18 protein-coding genes and 2 tRNA genes are annotated in these 21,087 nt (G+C 69.9%); 18 read left to right on the top strand and 2 right to left on the bottom strand.

The window, feature by feature from the left end:
- Positions 1-23: 23 nt before the first annotated feature.
- Complete coding sequence (locus R3E10_01465; protein MEZ4414400.1) at positions 24-1,394, bottom strand: flippase; 1,371 nt, start codon at positions 1,392-1,394, stop codon at positions 24-26.
- Between the two features lie 313 nt (positions 1,395-1,707).
- On the opposite strand from R3E10_01465, the gene thrS reads away from it, so the two are divergent.
- The 16 genes from thrS (at position 1,708) to recN (ending at position 18,938) form a co-directional block, all read left to right on the top strand.
- A complete protein-coding gene (gene thrS, locus R3E10_01470; GenBank protein ID MEZ4414401.1) occupies positions 1,708-3,642 on the top strand; it encodes a threonine--tRNA ligase in 1,935 nt (644 codons plus the stop codon).
- A 272-nt stretch (positions 3,643-3,914) separates the two neighbouring features.
- On the top strand, positions 3,915-4,436 hold the full coding sequence (gene infC / locus R3E10_01475) for a translation initiation factor IF-3 (GenBank protein MEZ4414402.1): 522 nt from the start codon (positions 3,915-3,917) through the stop codon (positions 4,434-4,436).
- A 28-nt stretch (positions 4,437-4,464) separates the two neighbouring features.
- On the top strand, positions 4,465-4,659 hold the full coding sequence (rpmI, locus tag R3E10_01480) for a 50S ribosomal protein L35 (protein ID MEZ4414403.1): 195 nt from the start codon (positions 4,465-4,467) through the stop codon (positions 4,657-4,659).
- A 12-nt stretch (positions 4,660-4,671) separates the two neighbouring features.
- A complete protein-coding gene (rplT, locus tag R3E10_01485) occupies positions 4,672-5,034 on the top strand; it encodes a 50S ribosomal protein L20 (protein ID MEZ4414404.1) in 363 nt (120 codons plus the stop codon).
- Positions 5,035-5,225: 191 nt separating this feature from the next.
- Positions 5,226-6,239: a phenylalanine--tRNA ligase subunit alpha gene (gene pheS / locus R3E10_01490; GenBank protein ID MEZ4414405.1), complete on the top strand. Its 1,014-nt coding sequence runs from the start codon at positions 5,226-5,228 to the stop codon at positions 6,237-6,239.
- Positions 6,236-8,623 carry a phenylalanine--tRNA ligase subunit beta gene (pheT, locus tag R3E10_01495; protein ID MEZ4414406.1) on the top strand — a complete coding sequence of 796 codons (2,388 nt, stop codon included), beginning with the start codon at positions 6,236-6,238 and terminating at the stop codon, positions 8,621-8,623. The genes pheS and pheT overlap by 4 nt, the downstream gene beginning before the upstream one ends.
- On the top strand, positions 8,604-8,906 hold the full coding sequence (locus tag R3E10_01500; GenBank protein MEZ4414407.1) for a hypothetical protein: 303 nt from the start codon (positions 8,604-8,606) through the stop codon (positions 8,904-8,906). Before pheT ends, R3E10_01500 begins: the two co-directional genes overlap by 20 nt.
- Positions 8,903-9,199, top strand: coding sequence for a cell division protein ZapA (locus R3E10_01505; GenBank protein MEZ4414408.1), 297 nt, complete (start codon positions 8,903-8,905; stop codon positions 9,197-9,199). Before R3E10_01500 ends, R3E10_01505 begins: the two co-directional genes overlap by 4 nt.
- Before the next feature lie 220 nt (positions 9,200-9,419).
- Positions 9,420-10,994, top strand: coding sequence for a ribonuclease Y (rny, locus tag R3E10_01510; GenBank protein ID MEZ4414409.1), 1,575 nt, complete (start codon positions 9,420-9,422; stop codon positions 10,992-10,994).
- A gap of 47 nt (positions 10,995-11,041) precedes the next feature.
- Positions 11,042-11,932 carry a bifunctional methylenetetrahydrofolate dehydrogenase/methenyltetrahydrofolate cyclohydrolase FolD gene (gene folD / locus R3E10_01515; protein ID MEZ4414410.1) on the top strand — a complete coding sequence of 297 codons (891 nt, stop codon included), beginning with the start codon at positions 11,042-11,044 and terminating at the stop codon, positions 11,930-11,932.
- 5 nt (positions 11,933-11,937) lie between these two features.
- Positions 11,938-13,116, top strand: a complete 1,179-nt coding sequence (gene xseA / locus R3E10_01520; GenBank protein ID MEZ4414411.1) for an exodeoxyribonuclease VII large subunit — start codon at positions 11,938-11,940, stop codon at positions 13,114-13,116.
- Entirely contained in the window at positions 13,113-13,355 is a 243-nt protein-coding gene (gene xseB / locus R3E10_01525; GenBank protein MEZ4414412.1) for an exodeoxyribonuclease VII small subunit, read from the top strand. Before xseA ends, xseB begins: the two co-directional genes overlap by 4 nt.
- Positions 13,352-14,281, top strand: a complete 930-nt coding sequence (locus R3E10_01530; protein MEZ4414413.1) for a polyprenyl synthetase family protein — start codon at positions 13,352-13,354, stop codon at positions 14,279-14,281. Before xseB ends, R3E10_01530 begins: the two co-directional genes overlap by 4 nt.
- A 78-nt stretch (positions 14,282-14,359) precedes the next feature.
- A complete protein-coding gene (gene dxs, locus R3E10_01535) occupies positions 14,360-16,264 on the top strand; it encodes a 1-deoxy-D-xylulose-5-phosphate synthase (GenBank protein MEZ4414414.1) in 1,905 nt (634 codons plus the stop codon).
- Positions 16,261-17,118 carry an NAD(+)/NADH kinase gene (locus R3E10_01540; protein ID MEZ4414415.1) on the top strand — a complete coding sequence of 286 codons (858 nt, stop codon included), beginning with the start codon at positions 16,261-16,263 and terminating at the stop codon, positions 17,116-17,118. Before dxs ends, R3E10_01540 begins: the two co-directional genes overlap by 4 nt.
- A 158-nt stretch (positions 17,119-17,276) precedes the next feature.
- Positions 17,277-18,938 carry a DNA repair protein RecN gene (gene recN / locus R3E10_01545; GenBank protein MEZ4414416.1) on the top strand — a complete coding sequence of 554 codons (1,662 nt, stop codon included), beginning with the start codon at positions 17,277-17,279 and terminating at the stop codon, positions 18,936-18,938.
- Positions 18,939-19,014: 76 nt separating this feature from the next.
- Here the strand turns inward: recN and R3E10_01550 are convergent, their stop codons facing one another.
- Positions 19,015-20,676: a hypothetical protein gene (locus R3E10_01550; GenBank protein MEZ4414417.1), complete on the bottom strand. Its 1,662-nt coding sequence runs from the start codon at positions 20,674-20,676 to the stop codon at positions 19,015-19,017.
- Between the two features lie 182 nt (positions 20,677-20,858).
- On the opposite strand from R3E10_01550, the gene R3E10_01555 reads away from it, so the two are divergent.
- Together R3E10_01555 and R3E10_01560 are read left to right on the top strand one after the other, a co-directional pair.
- A tRNA-Gly gene (locus R3E10_01555) sits at positions 20,859-20,931 on the top strand.
- A 53-nt stretch (positions 20,932-20,984) separates the two neighbouring features.
- A tRNA-Cys gene (locus R3E10_01560) sits at positions 20,985-21,056 on the top strand.
- Positions 21,057-21,087 lie beyond the last annotated feature (31 nt).

Genomic DNA, 21,087 nt, shown 5'->3' on the forward strand with positions numbered 1-21,087 from the left:
GACCCGCTCTGTTTGGCCAGGCGTCATACGGCAAGCTGGGGCCGCCCGCCGGTCCAACGCAGTCCTCCCAGTGCCGTCAACACAGCCCCATAGACGAGGGCCCCTGCCGGGACGGCCAGCAGAGTGTGCAGACCTGCCACGTGCAGCGCCACGGCCATGACGGCGGCGGCCACCAGGGGTCGCCACAGCCGTCGAAGGAACGTGAGGCCGAACCCTTCGGCGCGCGCGTGTCCGAACGCGGCCGCCAGGCGCACGGTCTCCGTCCCTACGGTCGAGAGCGCGGCGCCCAGGATGCCTAGCCCCGGGATGAGCGCGAAGTTCAGGGCCAGATTCACACCCGTCGCGATCAGGTTGATGCGGAGCACGCGATCCTCACGCCCACGAGCGATCAGTGCCATGGTCGACACGCCGCGCATCAACACCAGGGGTACCGAGGGGAGCAGCCAGGCCAACGCCGACGCGCTTTGCGCGTAGCGCTCTCCGAACGCGAGGCCGATGATGCCTCCGGAGAGCACGATGCCGCCGACCGCCGCCGGCAGCGTCAGCGCCCAGACATGCGCCATGGACGCGTCGTGCAGCTCCTGCTCGGCCGCGCGGTCCGCGCCCAGGCCCGTCAGGGTGGGGAGCAGGCTCTGGTTGAAGGCGGTGCCGAGGTTGAGCAGGAAGGACACCAGCATGTACGCGACGCCGTAGAGCCCCACGGCGTGCGAGTCCCGGAAGATGCGCAGGAAGAAGAAGTCCGAGTTGTAGACCACCAGCGCCATGAGGCCGGACAGCATCAGGGGCAGCGCCCGCCCGACCAACGGACGCACCCGCGTCCAGGAGAACCTGGGTCGCAGCGTGAGTCCCACCCGACGGAGCGCCAGACCGACGAGCACGGCGGCGACGCCCTCGCCGATCAGTTGCGCCAGCGGCACGCGGGCCACGTCGCCGGCGTCGCGCACTCCCACGACCAACAGCAGCAGCACCGCTGCCTCGGCGAGGGTCCGCGAGGTGGCCACGGGTCGCGTCTGACGGAGCCCGAGAGCCACCCAGAGGGGGCTGGCTCCGTAGGGGAGCAGCACCAGCGCCATGACCGCGACCACGGTGCCGTCCGGCTGCGGTAGGAAGAGCAGCGCCGCCGCCACCACGAGCACCGCGACCGCGACCGAGAGCGCCAGGCGCGCAACGATGAGGGACGGCGCCAGGCGCTCGGCATTGTCCGGATCGGCGGCCAGCTCCCTGAGGCCCAGCCCTTGGGTGAGCCCGGCATCGGCGATCCGCTGGAGGTAGAGGAAGGCGGCAGAGGCCAACGACACCACGCCGTAGACACCCACGCCCAGTCTGCGGGCGATGAGGGCGTGGCCCAGGAACGTGAGGACGCGTGCCGCTGCCTCGCCGAGGCCGAGCGCCATGAACCCACGGGCCACGTCCCGCTGAGCGGAGCCGTCCGAGGCGGGGGGTCGCGTATTCAGGGCAGTCCGGCTCTCCGAGCTGCGGAACGATGTGCGGCGCCGTATCAGCCCGGAGCCAGCGGAAGCGCGAAGGCTCGGCGTCGCGACGCCCGCGCGCAACCAGCGCCAAGCGAGGTCTGTGCCAGGGGCGCCGGATTCCCCAGCCCCGCGACGACCTGTTAGCTTGGTCGGTACTCGTCCGGATGGTCTCCATCCTCGCAGATCCTCGGCGCGCGCGGGCACGGTAGGCCCGGCCGCGACACTCTGAAGACCCATGTCCAACGATCGGATCAACGTCACGCTTCCCGACGGGAAAGTGATCGACTTGCCCCGCGGGGCCACTGCTGGTGACGTGGCTGCCGAGATCGGTCCCGGGCTCGCCAAGGCCGCGCTCGCGGCAGAGGTCGGGGGCGAGGTCATCGACCTCATGCGCCCACTGGAGGGCGACGTCCAGCTGCGCATCCTGACGGAACGGGACCCGGAGGCGTTGGCGGTGCTGCGCCATTCGGCGGCCCACGTGCTGGCCACGGCCGTGCGCTCGCTGAACCCGGGTGCCGGGATCGGGTTCGGGCCCGCCATCGAGGACGGCTTCTACTACGATTTCGAGGTGCCGGCGCCGTTCACTCCGGAGGACCTCGAGAAGATCGAGGGGGCCGTGGCCGCGGTGCTCGAAGCGGATCAGCCCTTCGAGCGGCGACAGGTGGACAAGGCCGAGGCGCGCGGACTCTTCGCGGACGATCCGCTCAAGTTGGAGCGCCTCGAGGAGCTGGGCGACGACGACGTCATCACCGTCTACCGCAACGGCCCCTTCCTCGATCTGTGTCGGGGTCCCCACGTGCCCAGCACCGGACGCATCAAGAACGTCAAGCTGCTCTCGGCGGCCGGCGCCTACTGGAGGGGCGACGAGCACCGCCAGATGCTGCAGCGCATCTATGGGACGGCGTTCTTCAGCAAGAAGGATCTGGAGGCGCACCTCGCCCGGCTCGAGGAGGCGAAGAAGCGCGACCACCGGGTCCTGGGCAAGCAGCTCGATCTCTTCTCCGTCGACGCGCGCGTCGGCCCCGGACTGATCCTGTGGCATCCCCGGGGCGGCATCGTACGGACCGAGATCGAAACCTTCGAGCGCGACCTGGTGCAGCGACATGGCTACGATCTGGTCTACACGCCGCACGTCATGAGCGAGAAGCTCTTCGAGATCTCCGGGCACCTGGAGAACTTCGCCGACGGCATGTTCGGCGCGATGGAGGTGGAAGGGGCCCGGTACCGGCCCAAGCCGATGAACTGCCCCGGGCACATCACCATCTATCAGGCCCGACAGCGCTCCTATCGGGAGCTGCCGCTGCGCTACGCCGAATTTGGTACGGTCTACCGCTATGAGCGCAGCGGTGTCCTGCACGGGATGCTGCGGGTGCGGGGGTTCACGCAGGACGACGCCCACGTCTTCTGCACCGAGGAGCAGGTCCCCAGCGAGATCGAGCGTCTGCTCGACCTCGTGGACGAGATGCTGACCGCCTTCGGATATCCCTACACCATCGAGTTGGCCACGCGTCCCGAGAAGGCTCTGGGGTCCGCGGCACAGTGGGAGGCGGCCGAGAAGGTGTTGGCGCGCGTGCTCGCCGAACGGGGCCTGCCCTACCAGCTCGATCCGGGCGGGGGTGCCTTCTACGGACCCAAGCTGGACTTCAAGCTGATCGACGCTCTGGGGCGCCGTTGGCAGGGCCCGACCGTCCAGCTCGACTTCAACCTGCCGGAGCGCTTCGGGCTCGAGTACATCGGGGAGGACAATGAGCGGCACCGGCCCTGGATGTTGCACCGGGTCCTGGTGGGCTCCATGGAGCGCTTCGTGGGTGGGCTCATCGAGCACTACGCCGGGGCCTTCCCCGTGTGGCTGGCGCCCGAGCAGGTCCGGGTCCTCCCGGTGGCCGAGCAGTGGCGCGACAGTGCCCAGGCCCTGGTGGACCAGCTGACGGCGGCCGGCATTCGCGCCACCCTGTCGGACCGGGAGACCTTGGGTGCCCGCATTCGGGACGCCGAGCTGATGAAGGTGCCCTACATGGCCGTTATCGGAGAGCGCGAAGCCGAGTCGGGGACGGCGGCCGTGCGGCGACGGGGGGCCGGGAAGAAGCAGGAGGTGATGGAGCGGGCCGCCTTCCAGGCCCTGGTCAGGGAGCAGATCCGCACCCGAGCCCTGGACGGGCAGGGGGGGTAGCGCGGGCGGGCGGCGGCCGGAAAGCCTTGACGCCAGGCCGGTTCCCGGGCGAAATTGCCCATTCGACAGTGCAGAGAAGTGGGGCCTGGTGAGGCCCCCACCTTGTCGATCCCCAACGGGGTATCGCCGGGTCGATGGAGGGATCCCCCCCACGCGTTCGGGTTCGGACGTGGGATCTCGACTGGCCCGATTGAAAGATCGGGCCTTTTTCGTTTCTGCAATGGAAGCCCTCGCTCGCACGGGCGAGCGACACCCGAGCCGGAGGTAGCGCCATCACGGACAAGCGCACCCGCGTCAACGAGCAGATCCGGATCAGCCCGATCCGCCTGATCGGAGACGCCGGAGAACAGATCGGAATCGTCTCCATCGACGATGCCCGTCAGAGGGCCCTTGAAAAGGGACTGGACCTGGTGGAAGTCGCACCGGAAGCCCGTCCACCCGTGGTCAAGATGATGGACTACGGGAAGTACAAGTACGAAGAGGCCCGCAAGGCTCGCGAGGCCCGCAAGAAACAGCACGTCATCCAGGTCAAGGAAGTGAAGTTCCGACCGGGAATCGAAGAGCACGATTACGAGTTCAAGACCCGACATGCCCGCCGCTTTCTGGAGGAGGGCAACAAGGTCAAGGTGACGATGATGTTCCGCGGGCGGCAGGTCACGCACCCCGAGTTGGGGGTCGAGGTGCTGGAGCGGATCATGGAGGACCTGGGCGACGTCGCCAAGGTGGAGCAGGAACCCAATTTCGAAGGGCGCGTGATGGCCATGGTGCTGGCGCCCATCAACACCCGGCAATAGCCGGCGCGAAGAGGTCACAGAGGGCGCGATGCCGAAGATGAAGACCAACCGGGGAGCCGCGAAGCGTTTGCGGAAGACCGGGACGGGAAAAATCCGCAGGATGAAGGCGAACAAGAGCCACATCCTCACCAAGAAGACGACCAAGCGGAAGCGGCGTCTGCGTAAGGCCACCCTCGTCTCCAAGGCGGACGAGCGGCGCGTTTCGCGGCTGCTGCAGGGATAGGGGGAACCACCGATGCCACGCTCGACGGGAGCTCCCGCGCGCAAGAAGCGCAAGAAGAAGATTCTCCGTGCCGCCAAGGGGTACTTCGGCGGCCGCAAGAACCTCTACAAGACCGCCAAGGACGCGGTCGAGAAGGGGTGGGAACACGCATACCGGGACCGCAAGAAGAAGAAGCGGGACTTCCGGCGCCTGTGGATCACGCGGATCAACGCCGCGGCCCGCGAGCACGACTTGTCGTACTCGCGATTCATGGACGGGATGAAGCGGGCCGGCATCGAGCTGGACCGCAAGGCACTGGCGGACCTGGCCGTGCGGGACCCGGACGCGTTCGGGGCCGTCGCTGCTCGGGTCAAGGAGTCCCTGGCCGCAGCCTGATTCGCACATCCCTTGGGATGATGCGCCAGGGCCGGAGGGGGAACCCTCCGGCCCTTTTCGTTCTATCCGGCGGTGTGACGGAGACGCCCACCTTCCGGAGCGTGCGAGAGAACCATAGGTTGCACGCCTTCACTGTGTTGCGATTGCTCGTTTGAAGCGGGATCTGTGATTCGATGACCGACGTGGCGACGCTGGTCGATCAGCTGGAGCAAGTGGCCGCCGAGGCCCTGGGTGCCATTGAAGTGGCCGGGGACCCGGCGGTTCTGGAGGCGGCCCGGGTGGCCTACCTGGGTCGCAAGGGCGGGCGCCTGTCCCTGTTGATGCGCGCACTCGGCACCCTCGCTCCGGAGGAACGTCCCCAGGTGGGGGCCAAAGCCAACGAGGTGAAAGCCCGCATCGACGCGGCTCTGGAGGCCCGGGAGGCCGAGCTCGCCGCTGCTCCTGGCCCGGGTGCCGCGCAGATGGACGTGACCCTGCCGGGGAGGCAGGCGTGGGGCGGCGGCATCCATCCCATCCAGCAGGTGATCGACGAGATCTGGGACATCTTCCGCGGACTCGGCTTCACGCGGGCGCGGGGCCCGGAGGTCGAGGACGAATGGCACAACTTCGTCGCGCTCAACACCTCGCTGGAACATCCCGCCGCGGATGCGGCCGACACGTTCTATCTGGAGCGCCCGCTGTTGCTCCGCACGCATACCTCTCCGGTGCAGGTGCGGACCCTGCGCGAGCACGCACCGCCTGTGCGCATCCTGTCTCCGGGCATGGCGTATCGGAGGGACACCACGGATGCGACCCACCTCCCCGCCTTCGCCCAGATCGAAGGGCTGGTCATCGACGAAGGGGTGAGCTTCGTGGACTTCAAGGCCACCCTGGCCGAGTTCGCGCGCCGCTTCTGGGGTCCGGGGGCGCGCGTCCGCTTCCGCCCTTCGTTCTTCCCGTTCACGGAGCCGAGCGCCGAAGTCGACGTGAAGTACCAGCGGGTGCTGCCGGACGGCCGCACCGTGGAGAGTGACTGGCTGGAGATCATGGGGTCGGGCATGGTGGACCCCGCGGTGCTCGAGCAGGTGGGGATCGACCCCGAGCGCTACACCGGATGGGCCTTCGGCATGGGCCCCGCCCGCGTGGCCATGACCCGTTGGGGGATCTCCGACCTGCGTTCGTTCATCGAGAACGACGTGCGCTTCCTCAGCCAGTTCACGTCATGAACGTCTCGTACCGTTGGCTCCGTGAAATCGCCCCCGGCTACGCGGGCACCGTCGCTGAACTGGTCGAACGGCTGGCCCTGCGCGGCGCGCCGGTCGAAGAGGTGGTCGACCTGGCGGCGGGGCTTCAGGACGTCAAGGTGGCCCGAGTCGTAGAAGCCGGACGCCACCCCAACGCCGACCGGCTCAGCCTTTGCCGCGTCGACGCGGGCGGGCCCGAGTTGCTCAGCGTGGTGTGCGGCGCCCCCAACGTGCGGGCAGGGGCCTACTATCCGTTCGCGCCAGCGGGCTCCACGCTGCCCGGCGGGTTGACGCTGAAGCGCGCCAAGATCCGAGGCGAGGTCTCCGAAGGAATGTTGTGCTCCGAGAAGGAGTTGGGTCTCGGAACCGACCACGCCGGGATCCTGGAGATCCCCCCGGCCCCTCTGGGGACCCCGTTCGTGGAAGCGCTGGGCCTGGACGACGCCCGCCTGGATGTGGAGGTCACCGCCAACCGCCCCGATCTGCTCAGCCACCGGGGCATCGCCCGCGAACTGGTGGGGGAGGCCGGGTTGGTCGTGCCGGCAATCCCGGGGGCCACCCCTGTCCACCTGGCGCTCCGCACCGATCCCCGCGAGGTCGAGGTCGGCGGCGTCTGCATTCGCATCGAGGAGCCCGAACTCTGCTGGCGCTTCCTGGGGGCGGTGGTGCGGGGCGTGAAGGTGGGCCCTTCTCCGGTCTGGATGCAGCGCCGGCTGCGCGCCGCGGGAGCCCGGCCCATCAACAACGTGGTCGACGCCACCAACTACGTCATGCTGGAGCTGGGGCAGCCGCTACACGCCTACGACCTCTCCCGGGTGGGCGGGCAGACGCTGGTGGTGCGCTCGGCCCGAGCTGGAGAGCGGTTGCGGACGCTGGACGGACAGGAGCGGGAGCTCCGGCCCGGGATGCTCATGATCTGCGATGCTCATGTCCCGGTCGGTGTGGCCGGGATCATGGGAGGGGAAGACTCCGAGGTCAGGGACGACACCACCGACGTCCTCCTCGAAGGCGCGCTGTTCGAGCCCGCCCAGGTCCGGCGGACCCGCCGCGCCCTCGACCTGCCCACCGACGCCAGCTACCGCTTCGAGCGGGGCGTCGATCCCGAAGGACACGAGGTCGCATTCCGCCGTGCCGTGGAGTTGATCGTGGCCACGGCGGGTGGAAGGACGGATGCCGAGGGCCTGGATGTGTGCCCGCGGCCTTGGCGCCCTGCGGCGGTCCAACTCCGACCGGCGCGCGTGAAGCACGTTCTGGGGGTGGACTTCAGCGAGTCCGAGGTGGCCAGCCTGCTGGCACCTCTCGGGTTCGTGGCGGCCCCCGCTGCGGACGGCGCTCCGGCCTTCGTGGTGCCGGGCCCTCGCAGCTACGACGTGACCCGTGAGATCGACCTCATCGAGGAGGTGGCCCGCACCTACGGCTACGACCGCTTCCCGGACCAGTTGGGGCCCTACCGGCCCAGCGCCGTCCCCGACCACCCGCTGTTCGAGCTGGAGACGAGACTGCGCCAACACCTCAGCGCCAGCGGCCTCTACGAGGTGCACACCCTGGCGTTCGCCGATCGGGGCGAGGTGGCGATTCCGAACCCCCTGTCCGCCGAGGGCACACATCTGCGGGCCTCGTTGCTCCCGGGCGTGCTTCGCGTGCTCGAATACAACTTCGCCCGCTCCCAGCGGGACGTGCGGCTCTTCGAGATCGGCACCGTCTTCCGGTCGGCGGCGGCCGGAGAGCGCCCGGTGGAGGAGACACGCCTCGCCGCGGTACTCGCCGGACGTCGGGACCGCCCGCACTGGTCCCGACCTGAAGTGCCCTTCGAGTTCTGGGACATCAAGGGCTTGCTGGACAGCGTGTTGGACGTCGTGGGTGGCACCTCCGGCGGGCGCCCTGGTCCCGCAGACCTGGCGGGCGGTGCCCTGGAGGGGCAGTGGTCGGTCTGGCGCGGGGACGCACCGGTGGCCGTGGCGGGCCCCGTGGCCGCGGGGGCTCTGGACGCGCCGCCCTGGGCCGGCCCCGTCTGGGGTCTGGAGGTGGTGCTCCCCAGTGGGTGGCGGCTGCACCCCGTGGAGCCGGTCCGGCCCCTTCCGACGTTCCCCGCGTCGGAGCGCGACCTGGCCCTGCTGGTTCCGTGGGAGACCGCGGCGGCCCGCGTGGAGGAGCTGATCCGGGCCGAGGGGGGACCGCTCCTGGCCGGAATAGAGCTATTCGACGTATACGAGGGCACGGGCCTCCCGGCCGGGCGCCGCTCCCTGGCGTTCCGACTCCGTTTCCAGGCGGCAGACCGGACGTTGCGCGACCAGGACGTGGAGCGTGCCACCCGCCGACTCCTCACCGCCCTCAAGGAGACGCTCGATGTCGACGCCAGAACGTGAGGGAGGTAACCCGGCGCTGTCGCGACTGGAGAACGCCGTGGACGCCTTGATCGAGGCGCGCGCGCGCGCACGGGAGCGGGCCGAGCAGGCGGAGGCCCAGCTGAGAGAGCTCGAAGCCTTGCTCGCTTCGTTCGAACGCGGCGATGCCAGTCCCAAAGGCCTGCACGAGCGCGTGAAGGTCCTCGAGGAGGAGAACGCCGATCTTTCCGATCGCCTCGAGCGGGGACGGGAGTCGGTGCGGCGCGTGTTGGACAAGGTCCGCTTCCTGGAGGAGCGCCGATGAGCGAGTCGCGGACGTCGGTCACGGTGAAGATCGCCGGGGAGGAGCACGTGATCCGCTCCAACGCCCCGGCCGACTACACGCGCGCCTGCGCGCGCTTCGTGGACGAGCGGATCCGGGAGATCCGGGACCGCGGAATCGAAGGACACCGCGCGGCGATCCTGGCTGCGCTCTCCATCACGGACCAGTTCTTCCGTGCTCGCGACGACGAGGAAGCCCTGCGAGCCCGCGTGGAGGGCAGCGCGGAGGCCCTGGCCGCCCGGATCGAGGGCCTCCTGAGTGAGGAGCGCGGCTAGCGCGCTTCCTTTTCCGGACCAGCCCCGGCCGCCGTTCGTCACAGCCCCAAGGGGCGGGCCTGACCCGCCGATCCGGTCCACCTGGTCGGGGCCCTTCCTTGCCGGTCCGCTCCGCAGGCCTCTATTCTCCCGCCCACAAGGGGCTCCGCCGCCGTCCCGGCGCGGGGCTCAGGACGAGTCTGATCAACGGGGCCTGAGGGCACCCGTGTTGGAGCGATACATGGACCCGCTGGCATGGGTGCTGGCGGTGCTCGCCTCCCTGGGAGTGGGGAGTGTCGGGGGCTTCCTGTTGCGGGGAGCCCAGGAGCGTGCCCGTCGCACCGCGGAGGTCGCGGCGGCCAGGGACGAGGGCTCTCGGATCCTGACCCGGGCGCGCGAAGAGGGGGAGGCGGCCCGCAAAGCCGCGGTACTGGAGGGTCGCGAGGAGTCGATCCGGCTCCGCGAGGCGTGGGAGGCCGAGGAGTCGAAGCGCCGACAGGAGCTCGACCGCGTGGAGCGCCGCGCCGAAGAGCGGGCGTCGCTTCTCGACCAACAGTACACGCGGCTCAACGAACGCGATGGAGAGATCACCCGGAAGACGGAAGCGCTCGACGCCGAGCGCGCTCGCCTGGAGGGCGTGACCTCGGAAGCCGATGTCCTGCGGCTGCAGGCCAGGGAGACCCTGGAGCGTGTGGCGGGGCTCTCGGCCGAGGAAGCACGCCGGCACCTGGTCGAGAACCTGGAAGGGGAGGCACGGGCCTCGGCGGCCAACCGGATCCGCCAGATCACCGAAGAGGCCCAAGCCAGCGCCGAGCGCGAAGCCCGCAAGATCATCGCCCTGGCCATCCAGCGCATCGCGGCCGAACACACCGCCGAGACCACGGTCTCGGTGGTGCAGCTCCCCTCCGACGAGATGAAGGGCCGCATCATCGGGCGCGAGGGCAGAAACATCCGCGCCTTCGAGCAGGCCACCGGCATCGACGTCATCATCGACGACACCCCGGAGGCGGTGATCCTCTCCGGGTTCGATCCCATCCGCCGTGAGGTGGCCCGCATTGCGCTCGAGAACCTGGTCGAGGACGGGCGCATCCATCCGGGCCGCATCGAAGAGGTCGTGGAGAAGAGCGCGCGCGAGGTGGACGAGGGGATGGTGCAGGCGGCCGAGGAGCTTCTCTACGAGCTCGGCGTGCACGGGGTCCATCCCGAGATCGTCAAGGCTCTGGGTCGCCTGCGCTTCCGCACCTCCTACGGCCAGAACCAGCTACAGCATGCCCGTGAGGTGGCCCTGCTCGCCGGCAACATGGCGGCCGAGATGGGCCTGGACGTGCAGGCCGCCAAGCGGGCGGGAGTGCTGCACGACGTGGGGAAGGGGCTGACCCACGAGCACGAAGGTACGCACGTGGAACTGGGTCACCGTTTGTGCAAGAAGCACGGAGAGTCGCCCATCGTGCTCAACGCCATCCGGGCCCATCACGACGAAGAACCCCACCTGTTCGCCGAGACCTTCCTGGTCACCGCGGCCGATGCCATCAGCGGGTCGCGTCCCGGCGCCCGCCGTGAGATGTTCGAGAGCTACGTGAAGCGGTTGGAGTCCCTCGAGGAGATCGCCATGGAGCAGCCCGGCGTGGAGCGCTGCTTCGCGATCCAGGCGGGGCGGGAGCTCCGGATCATGGTGGAGCCCGAGAAGATCACCGACGCCGAGATGGCCCAGCTCACCGAGAACGTGGCCCGGCGCATCGAGGGTGAGCTCCAGTATCCGGGACAGATCAAGATCGTCGTCATTCGCGAGACGCGCGCGGTGGACTTCGCGCGCTGAGCACACCGGGGCAGGGCAACCTGCCCGCTGACACAAGGAAGAGACGTTTGAGCGCGACCGTCATTTCGGGAAAGGCGATTGCCGAGCAGATCCGCTCCGAGCTGGCCGAGGAGATCCAGGCCCTGAGCAAGGGGGGGCTGGTTCCGGGTCTGGCCACCGTCCTGGTGGGAGACGATCCGGCCAGCCACGCCTACGTGGGCATGAAGAACAAGGCCGCCAAGGAGTTGGGCATCCACTCCCGGCAGATCACGCTCCCGGCCGCCACCTCGGAAGACGAGCTGCTGGGCCTGATCGCCGGCCTCAATGCCGATCCCGAGATCCACGGGATCCTGGTCCAGCTCCCCTTGCCGGACCAGATCGACGAACACCGCGTGTTGATGGCCATCGATCCGGCCAAGGACGTCGACGGCTTCCATCCGACGAACGTCGGGCTCCTGTCCACGGACCACCCGGACGTCCTGGCGCCCTGCACGCCGCAGGGCGTGATCGAGATGTTGGTGCGGAGCGGCGTCGATCCCTCCGGCAAGCACGCGGTGGTGGTGGGGCGCTCCAACATCGTCGGCAAGCCGATGGCGGCCCTCCTGCTGCGCAAAGGACGGGGAGGCAACGCCACCGTGACCGTCGCCCACAGCCGCACCAAGGATCTTCCTTCCATCACCCGCCAGGCGGACATCCTCATCGCCGCCATCGGCAGGCCGGGCATGATCACCCCGGACATGGTCAAGCCGGGCGCCGTGGTGATCGATGTGGGCACCACGCGGGTCGAGGACGCCAGCCGCCCCAAGGGCTACCGGATCGCGGGCGACGTCGACTTCGAAGGGGTCAGCGCGGTGGCTGCGGCCATCACGCCTGTACCCGGAGGGGTGGGACCCATGACCATCACCCTGCTCATGCACAACACGGTGAGGGCGGCCGAGCGGCTGCGGGCAGCCCGCTGAGCGACCTGGACGGACTCGCCGAGGGCCCCGAGGCGCCTCGGCGGGAGCCCCGCGTCTGGCGGGTAAGCCAGGTCAACCGGGCGGTGCGCCGCCTCCTGGAGGAGTCGGTCCCACCCATCTGGGTCGGGGGCGAGGTCAGCGGCTGGACGCGGGCGCGGTCGGGGCACTGCTACTTCAACCTCAAGGACGAGAACGCCCAGCTGAAGGCGGTCATGTTCCGGCTGGACGCGGACCGACTGCCGACCGATCCCACGGAGGGCATGGAGGTCCGGGCTCTCGGGGGCCTGACGCTCTACGAAGCCCGGGGCGAGTACCAGCTGGTGGTACGACGCTTGACCACCGATGGAGCGGACGGGCTCTGGCGCCTCGCCATGGAGCGGCTGCGCGCCAAGCTGGAAGCCGAGGGGCTACTCGACCCTGCCCGCAAGCGGCCCGTGCCTCGCCTGCCGTCCGAGGTGGGCATCGTTACCTCGTTGGAGGGAGCGGCGTTGCGGGACATGATCCAGGGGCTGCGCAAGCGGGCGCCCTGGGTCCAGGTGGTGCTGCGCGCCACCCGCGTGCAGGGCGAGGGTGCCGCCCGTGAGATCGCCCGCGCGGTCAGGACCCTGGGGGCGAGCGGAAGAGTGCAGGTTCTGATCGTGGGCCGGGGTGGTGGCTCCATGGAGGACCTCTGGGCCTTCAACGAGGAGGAGGTGGCCCGGGCCATCGCCGAGTGCCCGGTGCCGGTCATCTCCGCGGTGGGTCATGAGACCGATCTCACCATCGCCGACCTGGTGGCGGACGTGAGGGCGCCGACCCCCACGGCGGCTGCCGAGCTGGTGGTGCCCGGCGCCCCCGCCCTGGAAGCGTTGCTGCAGACGGCGCAGGACCGGCTGGCCCGGGCGCTGGGGCGGCGCGCCGTCGCCGAGCGGGTGCGCCTGGAGCGTGCCGCGGCGAGCGCCCGGACCAGCCTGGACCGCCGCATCCAGCGCGAGCGCCAGCGGGTGTCAGCCCTGGCCGGGCGGCTCCACGCCCTGTCGCCGCTGGCCACTCTGGCTCGCGGCTACAGCGTGGCGCGCGATGCCGAGGGAGCCGTGTTGGCGCGGGTGGGTGCGTTCCGCCCCGGGGGGGCCTTCGAGCTGCTTCTCAGGGACGGGCGGGTGGAAGCGAGCACGGTGGCACTGCATCCCGGGGAGGAGCGATGAGCGCGGAGATGCCCGACCCGGTCACCTTGGAGGAGCTGGCCTCCCGCCTGGAGCGTATCGCCCGCGCCCTGGAGGGGGAGCCCCTCCCCCTTGAGGCGGCGATCGGCCTGTTCGAGGAGGCCGTCGGTCATCTGCGCGCGGCCGAGTCCATCCTGGAGCGGGCGGAGCTCCGTATCGACGAGCTGGTGGGCGAGGGCGAGCGCGCCCGCCTGGAGGCGAGGGAGGATCTGGACGCGTGAGCGCTTCCGGGATCCCCGAGGGGTTCGACCTGGAAGGGTACCTCGCCCAGCAGCGCGCTCGGGTGGAGGAAGCACTGCTGCGCTCGTTGGCCGCTGACCGGGTGCGGGGTGTTCCCGAGGAGCTACTGCCGGTGCTGAGGGCGGGACTGCTCTCGGGCGGCAAGCGCCTGCGCCCCATCCTGGCGGTGGCCGGCTGGCAGGCGCTCAACCCCGACGGCGAGCCCGGTGCGGCGCTCTACGACTTGAGCGCGTCGCTGGAGATGATCCACTCCTACTCGTTGATGCATGACGACTTGCCGTGCATGGACGACGCGCCGCTCCGACGGGGGAAGCCCACCCCCCACGTGACGTTCGGCGTGGCGGCCGCCACCCGGGCGGGCGCCGTCCTGATTCCCTTGGCGGCGCGCCAGGCCTGGACGGCGGCCCGGGCCCTGGGACTGGACCCGGCCCACGCGGGCGAAGTGGTGCGCTGCCTGTGTGTGGCGGCCGGTGCCCAAGGCATGGTGGCCGGCCAGGTGCTGGACCTGGAGGCGGAGGGTCGCTCCCTGGACGAAGCGGAGCTCTCGCACCTGCACGGGCGCAAGACGGGAGCCCTCCTGGCGGCGTCGCTGGAGATGGGGGCCTGGGCTGCCGGTGCGGACGCGGTTGAGCGCGGAGCCCTCCTGGACTACGGACGCGCGCTCGGCTTGGCGTTCCAGATCGCGGACGACGTCCTCGACCGCACCCAGTCGGCCGAGACGCTCGGCAAGCAGCCCAGCGACCAGGCGCTCGCGAAGTCGACCTTCGTCACGCTGCTCGGCGTGGCGGGGGCGCGCGCCCGCGCGGAGCAGGTGGTGGAGCGGGCACGGAAGTCGCTGACGGCAGCGGGGATCCGCTCGGTGCCCCTCGACGCGCTGGCGGTCTATATTCTGAGACGAGAACACTGATCCTTCGGCCGTGACGCCCGGCAGCGGCTCCCCATCCTGGTCCGCTGCCGACCCCAGATCTCGGAGCGCGAGCGCACCGTGTCCCTTCTCGATCGGGTCCACTTTCCCGCCGACCTCAAGAGCCTCACCCGGGACGAGCTGCATCAGCTCGTCGCCGACGTCCGCGAACGCCACATCGACGTGGTGGCCAAGCTGGGCGGTCACTTCGCGGCCAGCCTGGGCGTGGCCGAGCTGACGGTGGCGCTTCATTACGTCTTCGACACGCCCCGCGACCAGATCGTGTGGGACACCGGGCACCAGGCCTACATCCACAAGATCCTCACGGGCCGCAACGAGCAGCTGCCCACCATCCGCACCAAGGATGGGTTGTCGCCGTTCTGCCGGCGCGACGAGTCGGAGTACGACGCCTTCGGTGCCGGACACGCGGCCACGTCGATCTCGGCCGCCTGGGGGATGGCGGTGGCCCGTGACGTCCTGGGCGAACGCTTCGAATCCATCGCCGTGATCGGGGACGGGGCCATGACCTGCGGCCTGGCCTACGAGGCGCTGAACAACGCCGGGCACAGCGGCCGCGATTTCATCGTCATCCTGAACGACAACGACATGTCCATCGCGCCCAACGTGGGCGCCATGAACAAGTACCTCACCTCGATGATCACCAACCCGGTCTACAACCGGGTCAAGGACGAGGTGAAGGACCTGATCCACAAGGCGCCCACCAGTTTGGCGGACGTGGTCCAGTCCACGCTGGGCAAGTTCGAAGAGAGCGTGAAGCACTTCTTCGTGCCGGGCATGATCTTCGAGGAGCTGGGCTTCCGCTACGTCGGCCCGGTGGACGGCCACGACCTCGACGCCGTCGTGGACACGCTGGCCCGCGTGAAGGACCTCAAGGGTCCCATCCTGGTGCACCTGCTCACGCAGAAGGGCAAAGGCTACGCGCTGGCGGAAGAGAACCCGTTCAAGTGGCACGGGGCCTCACCGTTCGACAAGATCACCGGGCAGGGCCTCAAGCGCTCGTCGGGACTGCCGCGCTACCAGAAGGTCTTCGGGCGCGGCCTGGTCGAGATCGGCAAGACGCACCCGGAGGTGGTGGCCATCACGGCGGCCATGCCGGACGGCACCAGCACGGACGCGTTCGCCGAGGCGTTCCCCGGTCGCTTCTTCGACGTGGGCATCGCTGAAGGCCACGGGGTCACCTTCGCAGCCGGAATGGCGACGCGGGGCGTGAAGCCGGTGGTGGCCATCTACTCCACCTTCCTGCAGCGTGCCTATGACAACATCGTGCACGACGTGGCTCTGCAAGAGCTCCCCGTGGTGTTCTGCATGGACCGCGCGGGTGTCGCGGGTGAGGACGGGCCCACCCACCACGGCGCCTTCGACATCGGCTACATGCTGACGGTGCCGGGCATGACCGTGACCGCGCCCCGCGACGGCTCCGAGATGCTGGCGCTGCTGCGGGCCGGCGTGGAGCACGACGGGCCGTTCTCCATCCGCTGGCCCAGGGACGCTGTGCCGGCCGAGGTGCCGCCCCTCGCGGAGATCCCACCGATCGAGTACGGCACCTGGGAGGTGCTGCGGGAGGGCCGGGACGTGGCGCTGCTGGCCGTGGGGACCATGGTGCTGCAAGCGGAGGAGGCTGCGCGCCAGCTGCTGGCGCAGGGGATCCACGCCACCGTGGTCAACTGTCGCTTCCTGAAGCCGTTCGATGCGGCGGTGCTGGAGCAGGTGGCCAGCACCTGCCCGCTGCTGATCACCGTGGAGGAGGGGTCGGTGGTCAACGGGTTCGGGGCGCTCATGGCTCGTACGCTGTCCGAGCGCCACCCCGGGGTCCGCGTCTCCACCATGGGGCTGCCGGACCGCTTCATCCAGCACGGGGGCCGTTCCGCGCTGCTGGCCGAGGTGGACCTGGATGCGGACGGGATCGTGCGACGCGTTCGCGCGCTGGTCGCCCAGTCGACCGACCGAAGCCGCGAGACCGCATGATCGGACCGAAGGTGGTCTCGCGGATCGGCCTCGTCGGGAAGTCGGTCGATCCGCGGCTTCCCGATGCCGTCGCTCGCCTGCGCACGGTGGCCGCGCGCCATGGCGCGCGCGTATGGGCCGAGTCCGCGCTGGTCGGGGAGGGCATCGAGCCGCTCGAGGACGGCACGCCCGTCGATCTCATGGTGGCGCTGGGCGGAGACGGCACCCTGCTGCGGGGTGCCCGCCTGGTGGCGGGATCCGACGTGCCGGTGCTCGGTCTCAACCTGGGACGACTGGGCTTCCTCACCGCTGCGCCCATCGGGGGGCTGGAGCGCGCCCTGGAGCACGTGTTCTCCGGGAACGTGCTGCTGGACCGTCGCGTGACGCTGAGCGCGTCCGTGCAGGGCGGCGAGCCCGATGGCGTCGAACACCTGGCGCTCAACGACGTCGTTGTCCACACCTCGGGCGTGGCGCGCGTGGTCCGCCTTCACCTGTCGCTCGGGGATGGTCAGGAGATCGGGAGCTTCTCCGGCGACGGCGTGATCCTGGCCACGCCCACGGGCTCGACGGCCTACTCGCTTTCGGCGGGTGGACCGGTGGTGATTCCGGGTGTGGCCTCCATCGTGGTCACGCCGATCTGTCCGCACGTGCTCTCGGTGCGCCCCCTGGCCCTGCCTGCGGACGAGGAGATCACGGTGCGGGCGGCCGAGCCCACCAACGAGCTGTTCCTGACGGTGGATGGTCAGGTGGCGCGCGAACTGGATCCCGAGCAGGCGGTGGTGGTGCGCAAGAGCCCCGCCGAGATTCCCCTCGTGCGCCTCCCGGGCTACTCCTACTTCTCCACGCTGCGCGAGAAGATGGGGTGGGGGCTCTGAAGAAGACCGGGCCTGGGGGCCGTTCCTGCCATTGAGCTGCCCGCGCGCCCACTCCTAGATTCCGCGGCCGTGCGTCCGCAGCCCCCACCGCGGTCCCGGGCCGGTTGCCGCCTGCACGCGCCGTCCCCTGGGCACCGACTTCTGAAGCGATCCGACTGATGCTCATCGAGCTCCGCATCCGTGACTACGCCGTCATCGAAGACCTCCGGGCCGAGTTCGGCCCCGGTCTGGTGGCGCTCACGGGCGAGACGGGGGCGGGCAAGTCGATCGTGGTGGGCGCCATCTCGTTGTTGCTGGGCGAGCGAGCCTCCGCGGACGTGGTTCGCGCCGGCGCCAAGCGGGCGCGCGTCGAGGCGGTCTTCGACATCCGGCACCTCCCCGATCTGCGCCGTCGCACCGAGGAGTTGGGCCTGGATGATCCGGAAGGGCTGCTGATCCTCCGCCGCGAGGTGGCCCGCGAGGGGCGCAGTCGCGCCTGGGTGAACGGATCGCCGTCCACGGCCACGCTGCTGGGCGAGCTCGGCCAGTCGCTGGTGGATCTGCACGGACAGCACGAGCACCAGACCCTCATCCGTCGCGAAGCGCAGCAGGGCATCCTGGACGCGTTCGCGGGTGCGGGGAGCGTCGCCTGGGAGGTGCACGACGCCTACCGGGCCCGGGCCCACCTCGAACAGGAGCGGAGCGAGCGCCAGGCCCGCCTGCGCGAGATCGAGGGCCGGCGCGACTTCCTCGACTTCCAGTTGGAGGAGTTGGAGAACGCCCGCGTGCAGGAGGGCGAGGACGAGCGGTTGCGCGCGGACCTCTCACGACTCGAGCACCTGGACGAGCTGCTGCGGGGCACGCACGGGCTCGCCGAGGTGCTCTACGCGGGTGAGGATGCCCTCTCCGACCGGGTGCGCAGCGCGCGCGACGAGCTGATCAAGCTGGCGCGCATGGACGCCGCGTTGGACGAGCAGGCCGCCGCGCTGGACGACGTCTTCCACAAGCTGGCCGAAGCAGGACGAGCGTTGGGCGACTATGCTGCGGCCAGCGAGGCCGAGCCGGGTCGCCTGGAGCAGATTCGCGCTCGCTTGGACCTGCTGTACCGTCTCAAGCGCAAGTACGGCCCCGAGCTGTCGGACGTGTTGGCCACGCAAGCGCAGGTGGCCCACGAGCTGGACGAGCTGGCCGGCAGCACGGTGGAGCTGGGTGAGTTGGACCGGAAGCTGGCCGACGCCGCGGGGCGCCTGCACACGTCGGCGCGGGAGCTGAGCAAGCGGCGGCAGGCCGCGGCCGAGCGACTGGGTCGGGAGGTCACCGCTCTGCTACCGGCGCTGGGGTTGGAAGGAGCCACCTTCACCGTGCGGCTGGACCCGCTGGAGGAGCCGAGCGCGCAGGGGGCGGAACGCGTGGAGTTCAATGCTGCGCTGAATGCGGGGTTCGAAGCCCGACCGCTGGCCCGCATCGCCAGTGGCGGTGAGCTGGCCCGCGTGATGCTGGCCCTGAAGACCGTGTTGGCGGACGTGGATCAGATCCCCACGCTGATCTTCGACGAGGTGGATGCCGGCATCGGGGGGGCCGTGGCCAACGCCGTGGGCGACAAGCTCCTGGAGGTGGCGGGGCGCCACCAGGTGTTCGTGGTCACCCATCTTCCCCAGATCGCTTCGCGCGCGGGGGAGCACCTGCGCGTGAGCAAGCGCGTGGCCGAGCGCACCACCGAAGCGCACCTGGAACGGTTGGGTGGAGAAGCGCGCGTCACGGAGATTGCGCGTATGCTGGGCGGAGACGCGGACTCCGAAGTGTCCCGCGAACACGCGCGGGAGTTGCTGGCGGGACGCTGAGTCGCGCCGAGCCGACGCCGGCGGATCAACGTGGACGCGGCGGCGCCTCGCTGTTCGCGAAGCCGGTCCGGACGACCTACCAGAGCTGGACGAAGAGCCGCGCCGAGACGCTGAAGCGCGAATCCTTGGGCACAGCGCCGCCCTTGCCGCCCAGCGGCCGCTGATACTCCGCCGAGACCGCCAGCGGCCACTGGTCGCGCGCGGCGCTGCGCGGAGACGGCCAGAGCGTGGCGCCGATGCCCAGGTGCTGGACCGTGAGCTCGGTCTCCTCCTGCAGCAGCTCGACGGGCGGCAGCGACGGATCCTCGCCCCCGGGCAGTCGATACGTATCGGCTCCCTTGTGCGTGTAGCGGTAGCGCACGCCCAGTGAGAACTCGGGCGCGACCCGGATCTCGGGCGCGATCATCGCGTCCAGGTAGGTACCGGGCTGCCAGGTGACGACGCGCTCCGTGGAGATCGGTCGGATGGGCTGGTCCGGAGCGCCGATCCTACGGGTGACCTGTCCCTCCTGCGGCATGCCGTAGCGCGCTTCGAAGCGCGTGCGGATACGCCCGCCCAGGTCGAGTCGTCCGAACACCTGCAGCTCGATGTCGTCCTGACCGTCTCCGCTGCCCAGATCCACGAAGTTCCGCGCCAGATCGGGTGTGCCCGTGCCCAGCCGGTAGGTGGCTCCCACGCCCAGCAGCACGCCGAGCCCGCCACCGCTGGTGGGCGCGCCCGCCGTGTCGACGCGTGTGGCTGGATCACGAGCGGGCACGTGCTCGAACAGCCTCAGCGCCGCCGAGAACTCCACGTCACCCAGCTCCCAGAGCGAGCGCTGCGAGCTGATCGGATCTGCGCTCACACCATACGCGCCAGCGGTCATGAGCGTCTGCAGGTCGTCCTCGCTGAGGCCGCTGTTCGCGAAGGGCAGGGGGGTCACCCAGGTCTGCTCGATGAAAGTGGGGTCGCCTTCCTGGAGCAGCAGGGCCTGGATCGAGGCCGCTCTCGACGTGAGCGCACCTGCTGCTGCGCTGCCCCCCAGCGGAAAGAACAGGCCCAGGTAGGCATCCCCCAGGTTCGAGGACAGGAGGTTGGCCTCGCCGAGCGCATTCTGACCCCGCACGCAGACCGGATCGGAGGAGCCGAGCGTGGTGCAGCGTTGGTCGACCAGCGCCGTCACGTGGTCGATGACCGCCGACAGCTCGGCCAGATACGTCTGCACCGCCGCATCGTTGAGGCCCGGGCTCCGACCCAGCGTGGCCGTGGTCGGATCGAGCGCCAGGTCCACTTCCACGCGGCGCCGCACGAAGGGCACCTTCACGCCCACGGTCAGCCAATCGAAGATCCCGATGCCCAGTCCCAGCGGAATCTCGGTGCGGTTGGCCTGGAAACGGGCACGCGTGGCGCCCAGATCGGCGACGAGACCCGAGTCGGCCAGCAGCGCGCGCAGGTCGTCCTGAACGCTCTGCAGGGCGGGAAGGAACGTGGTATCGACGCTGGAGCGGAAGAAGTCCGCCGCCAGCGGCTCGGTCTGGTCGAAGGGAGACTGCGTGCCGCCATAGCGCTCGCTCCAGAGGCGCACCTCGGGGAGCATCTCCAGGCGGATCTGACCACCCTTGAGCAGCGGGCTCTCGGGCGACTGGGCGGCGAGCGCAGTGGGTCCGGTTCCCATGATCGGCAGGGCCCAGAGCGCCGCCAGCAGCACCCCCCTCAGAGGGGTGCGCCGAACGAGGTGCCGTGGTGTTTGCCTGTGCACGATCGAGGGTTCGCTCCGCGCGTGTGGACCCGCCCTGACGGGGAGGCGCGCCGCCTGCCCGAGGGCTCACAAAGCCAGAAGATACCGGCGTTTGCAGCTTTCGGGGAGCCTTCGCGCGACTTGACACCTGCTACCCCGTTCGGCTACGATTTCCTCCCTGCCTCGTCCGGGGCAGGGGACCCGCGGGAATAGCTCAGTTGGTAGAGCACCACCTTGCCAAGGTGGGGGTCGCCGGTTCGAGTCCGGTTTCCCGCTCTCGACGAGGGAGCGGTGTCGGTGTCACCGACCGCTCCCTCGTCCGTTTTTCCGGCGCCGTAGCCAAGTGGTAAGGCAGAGGTCTGCAAAACCTCCATTCGGCGGTTCGACTCCGCCCGGCGCCTCTGGCTTTTCCCACCGTGACCATCCGGGACG

It is taken from the genome of Gemmatimonadota bacterium (assembly GCA_041390105.1).
Classification (GTDB): domain Bacteria; phylum Gemmatimonadota; class Gemmatimonadetes; order Longimicrobiales; family Gaopeijiaceae; genus JAGQIF01.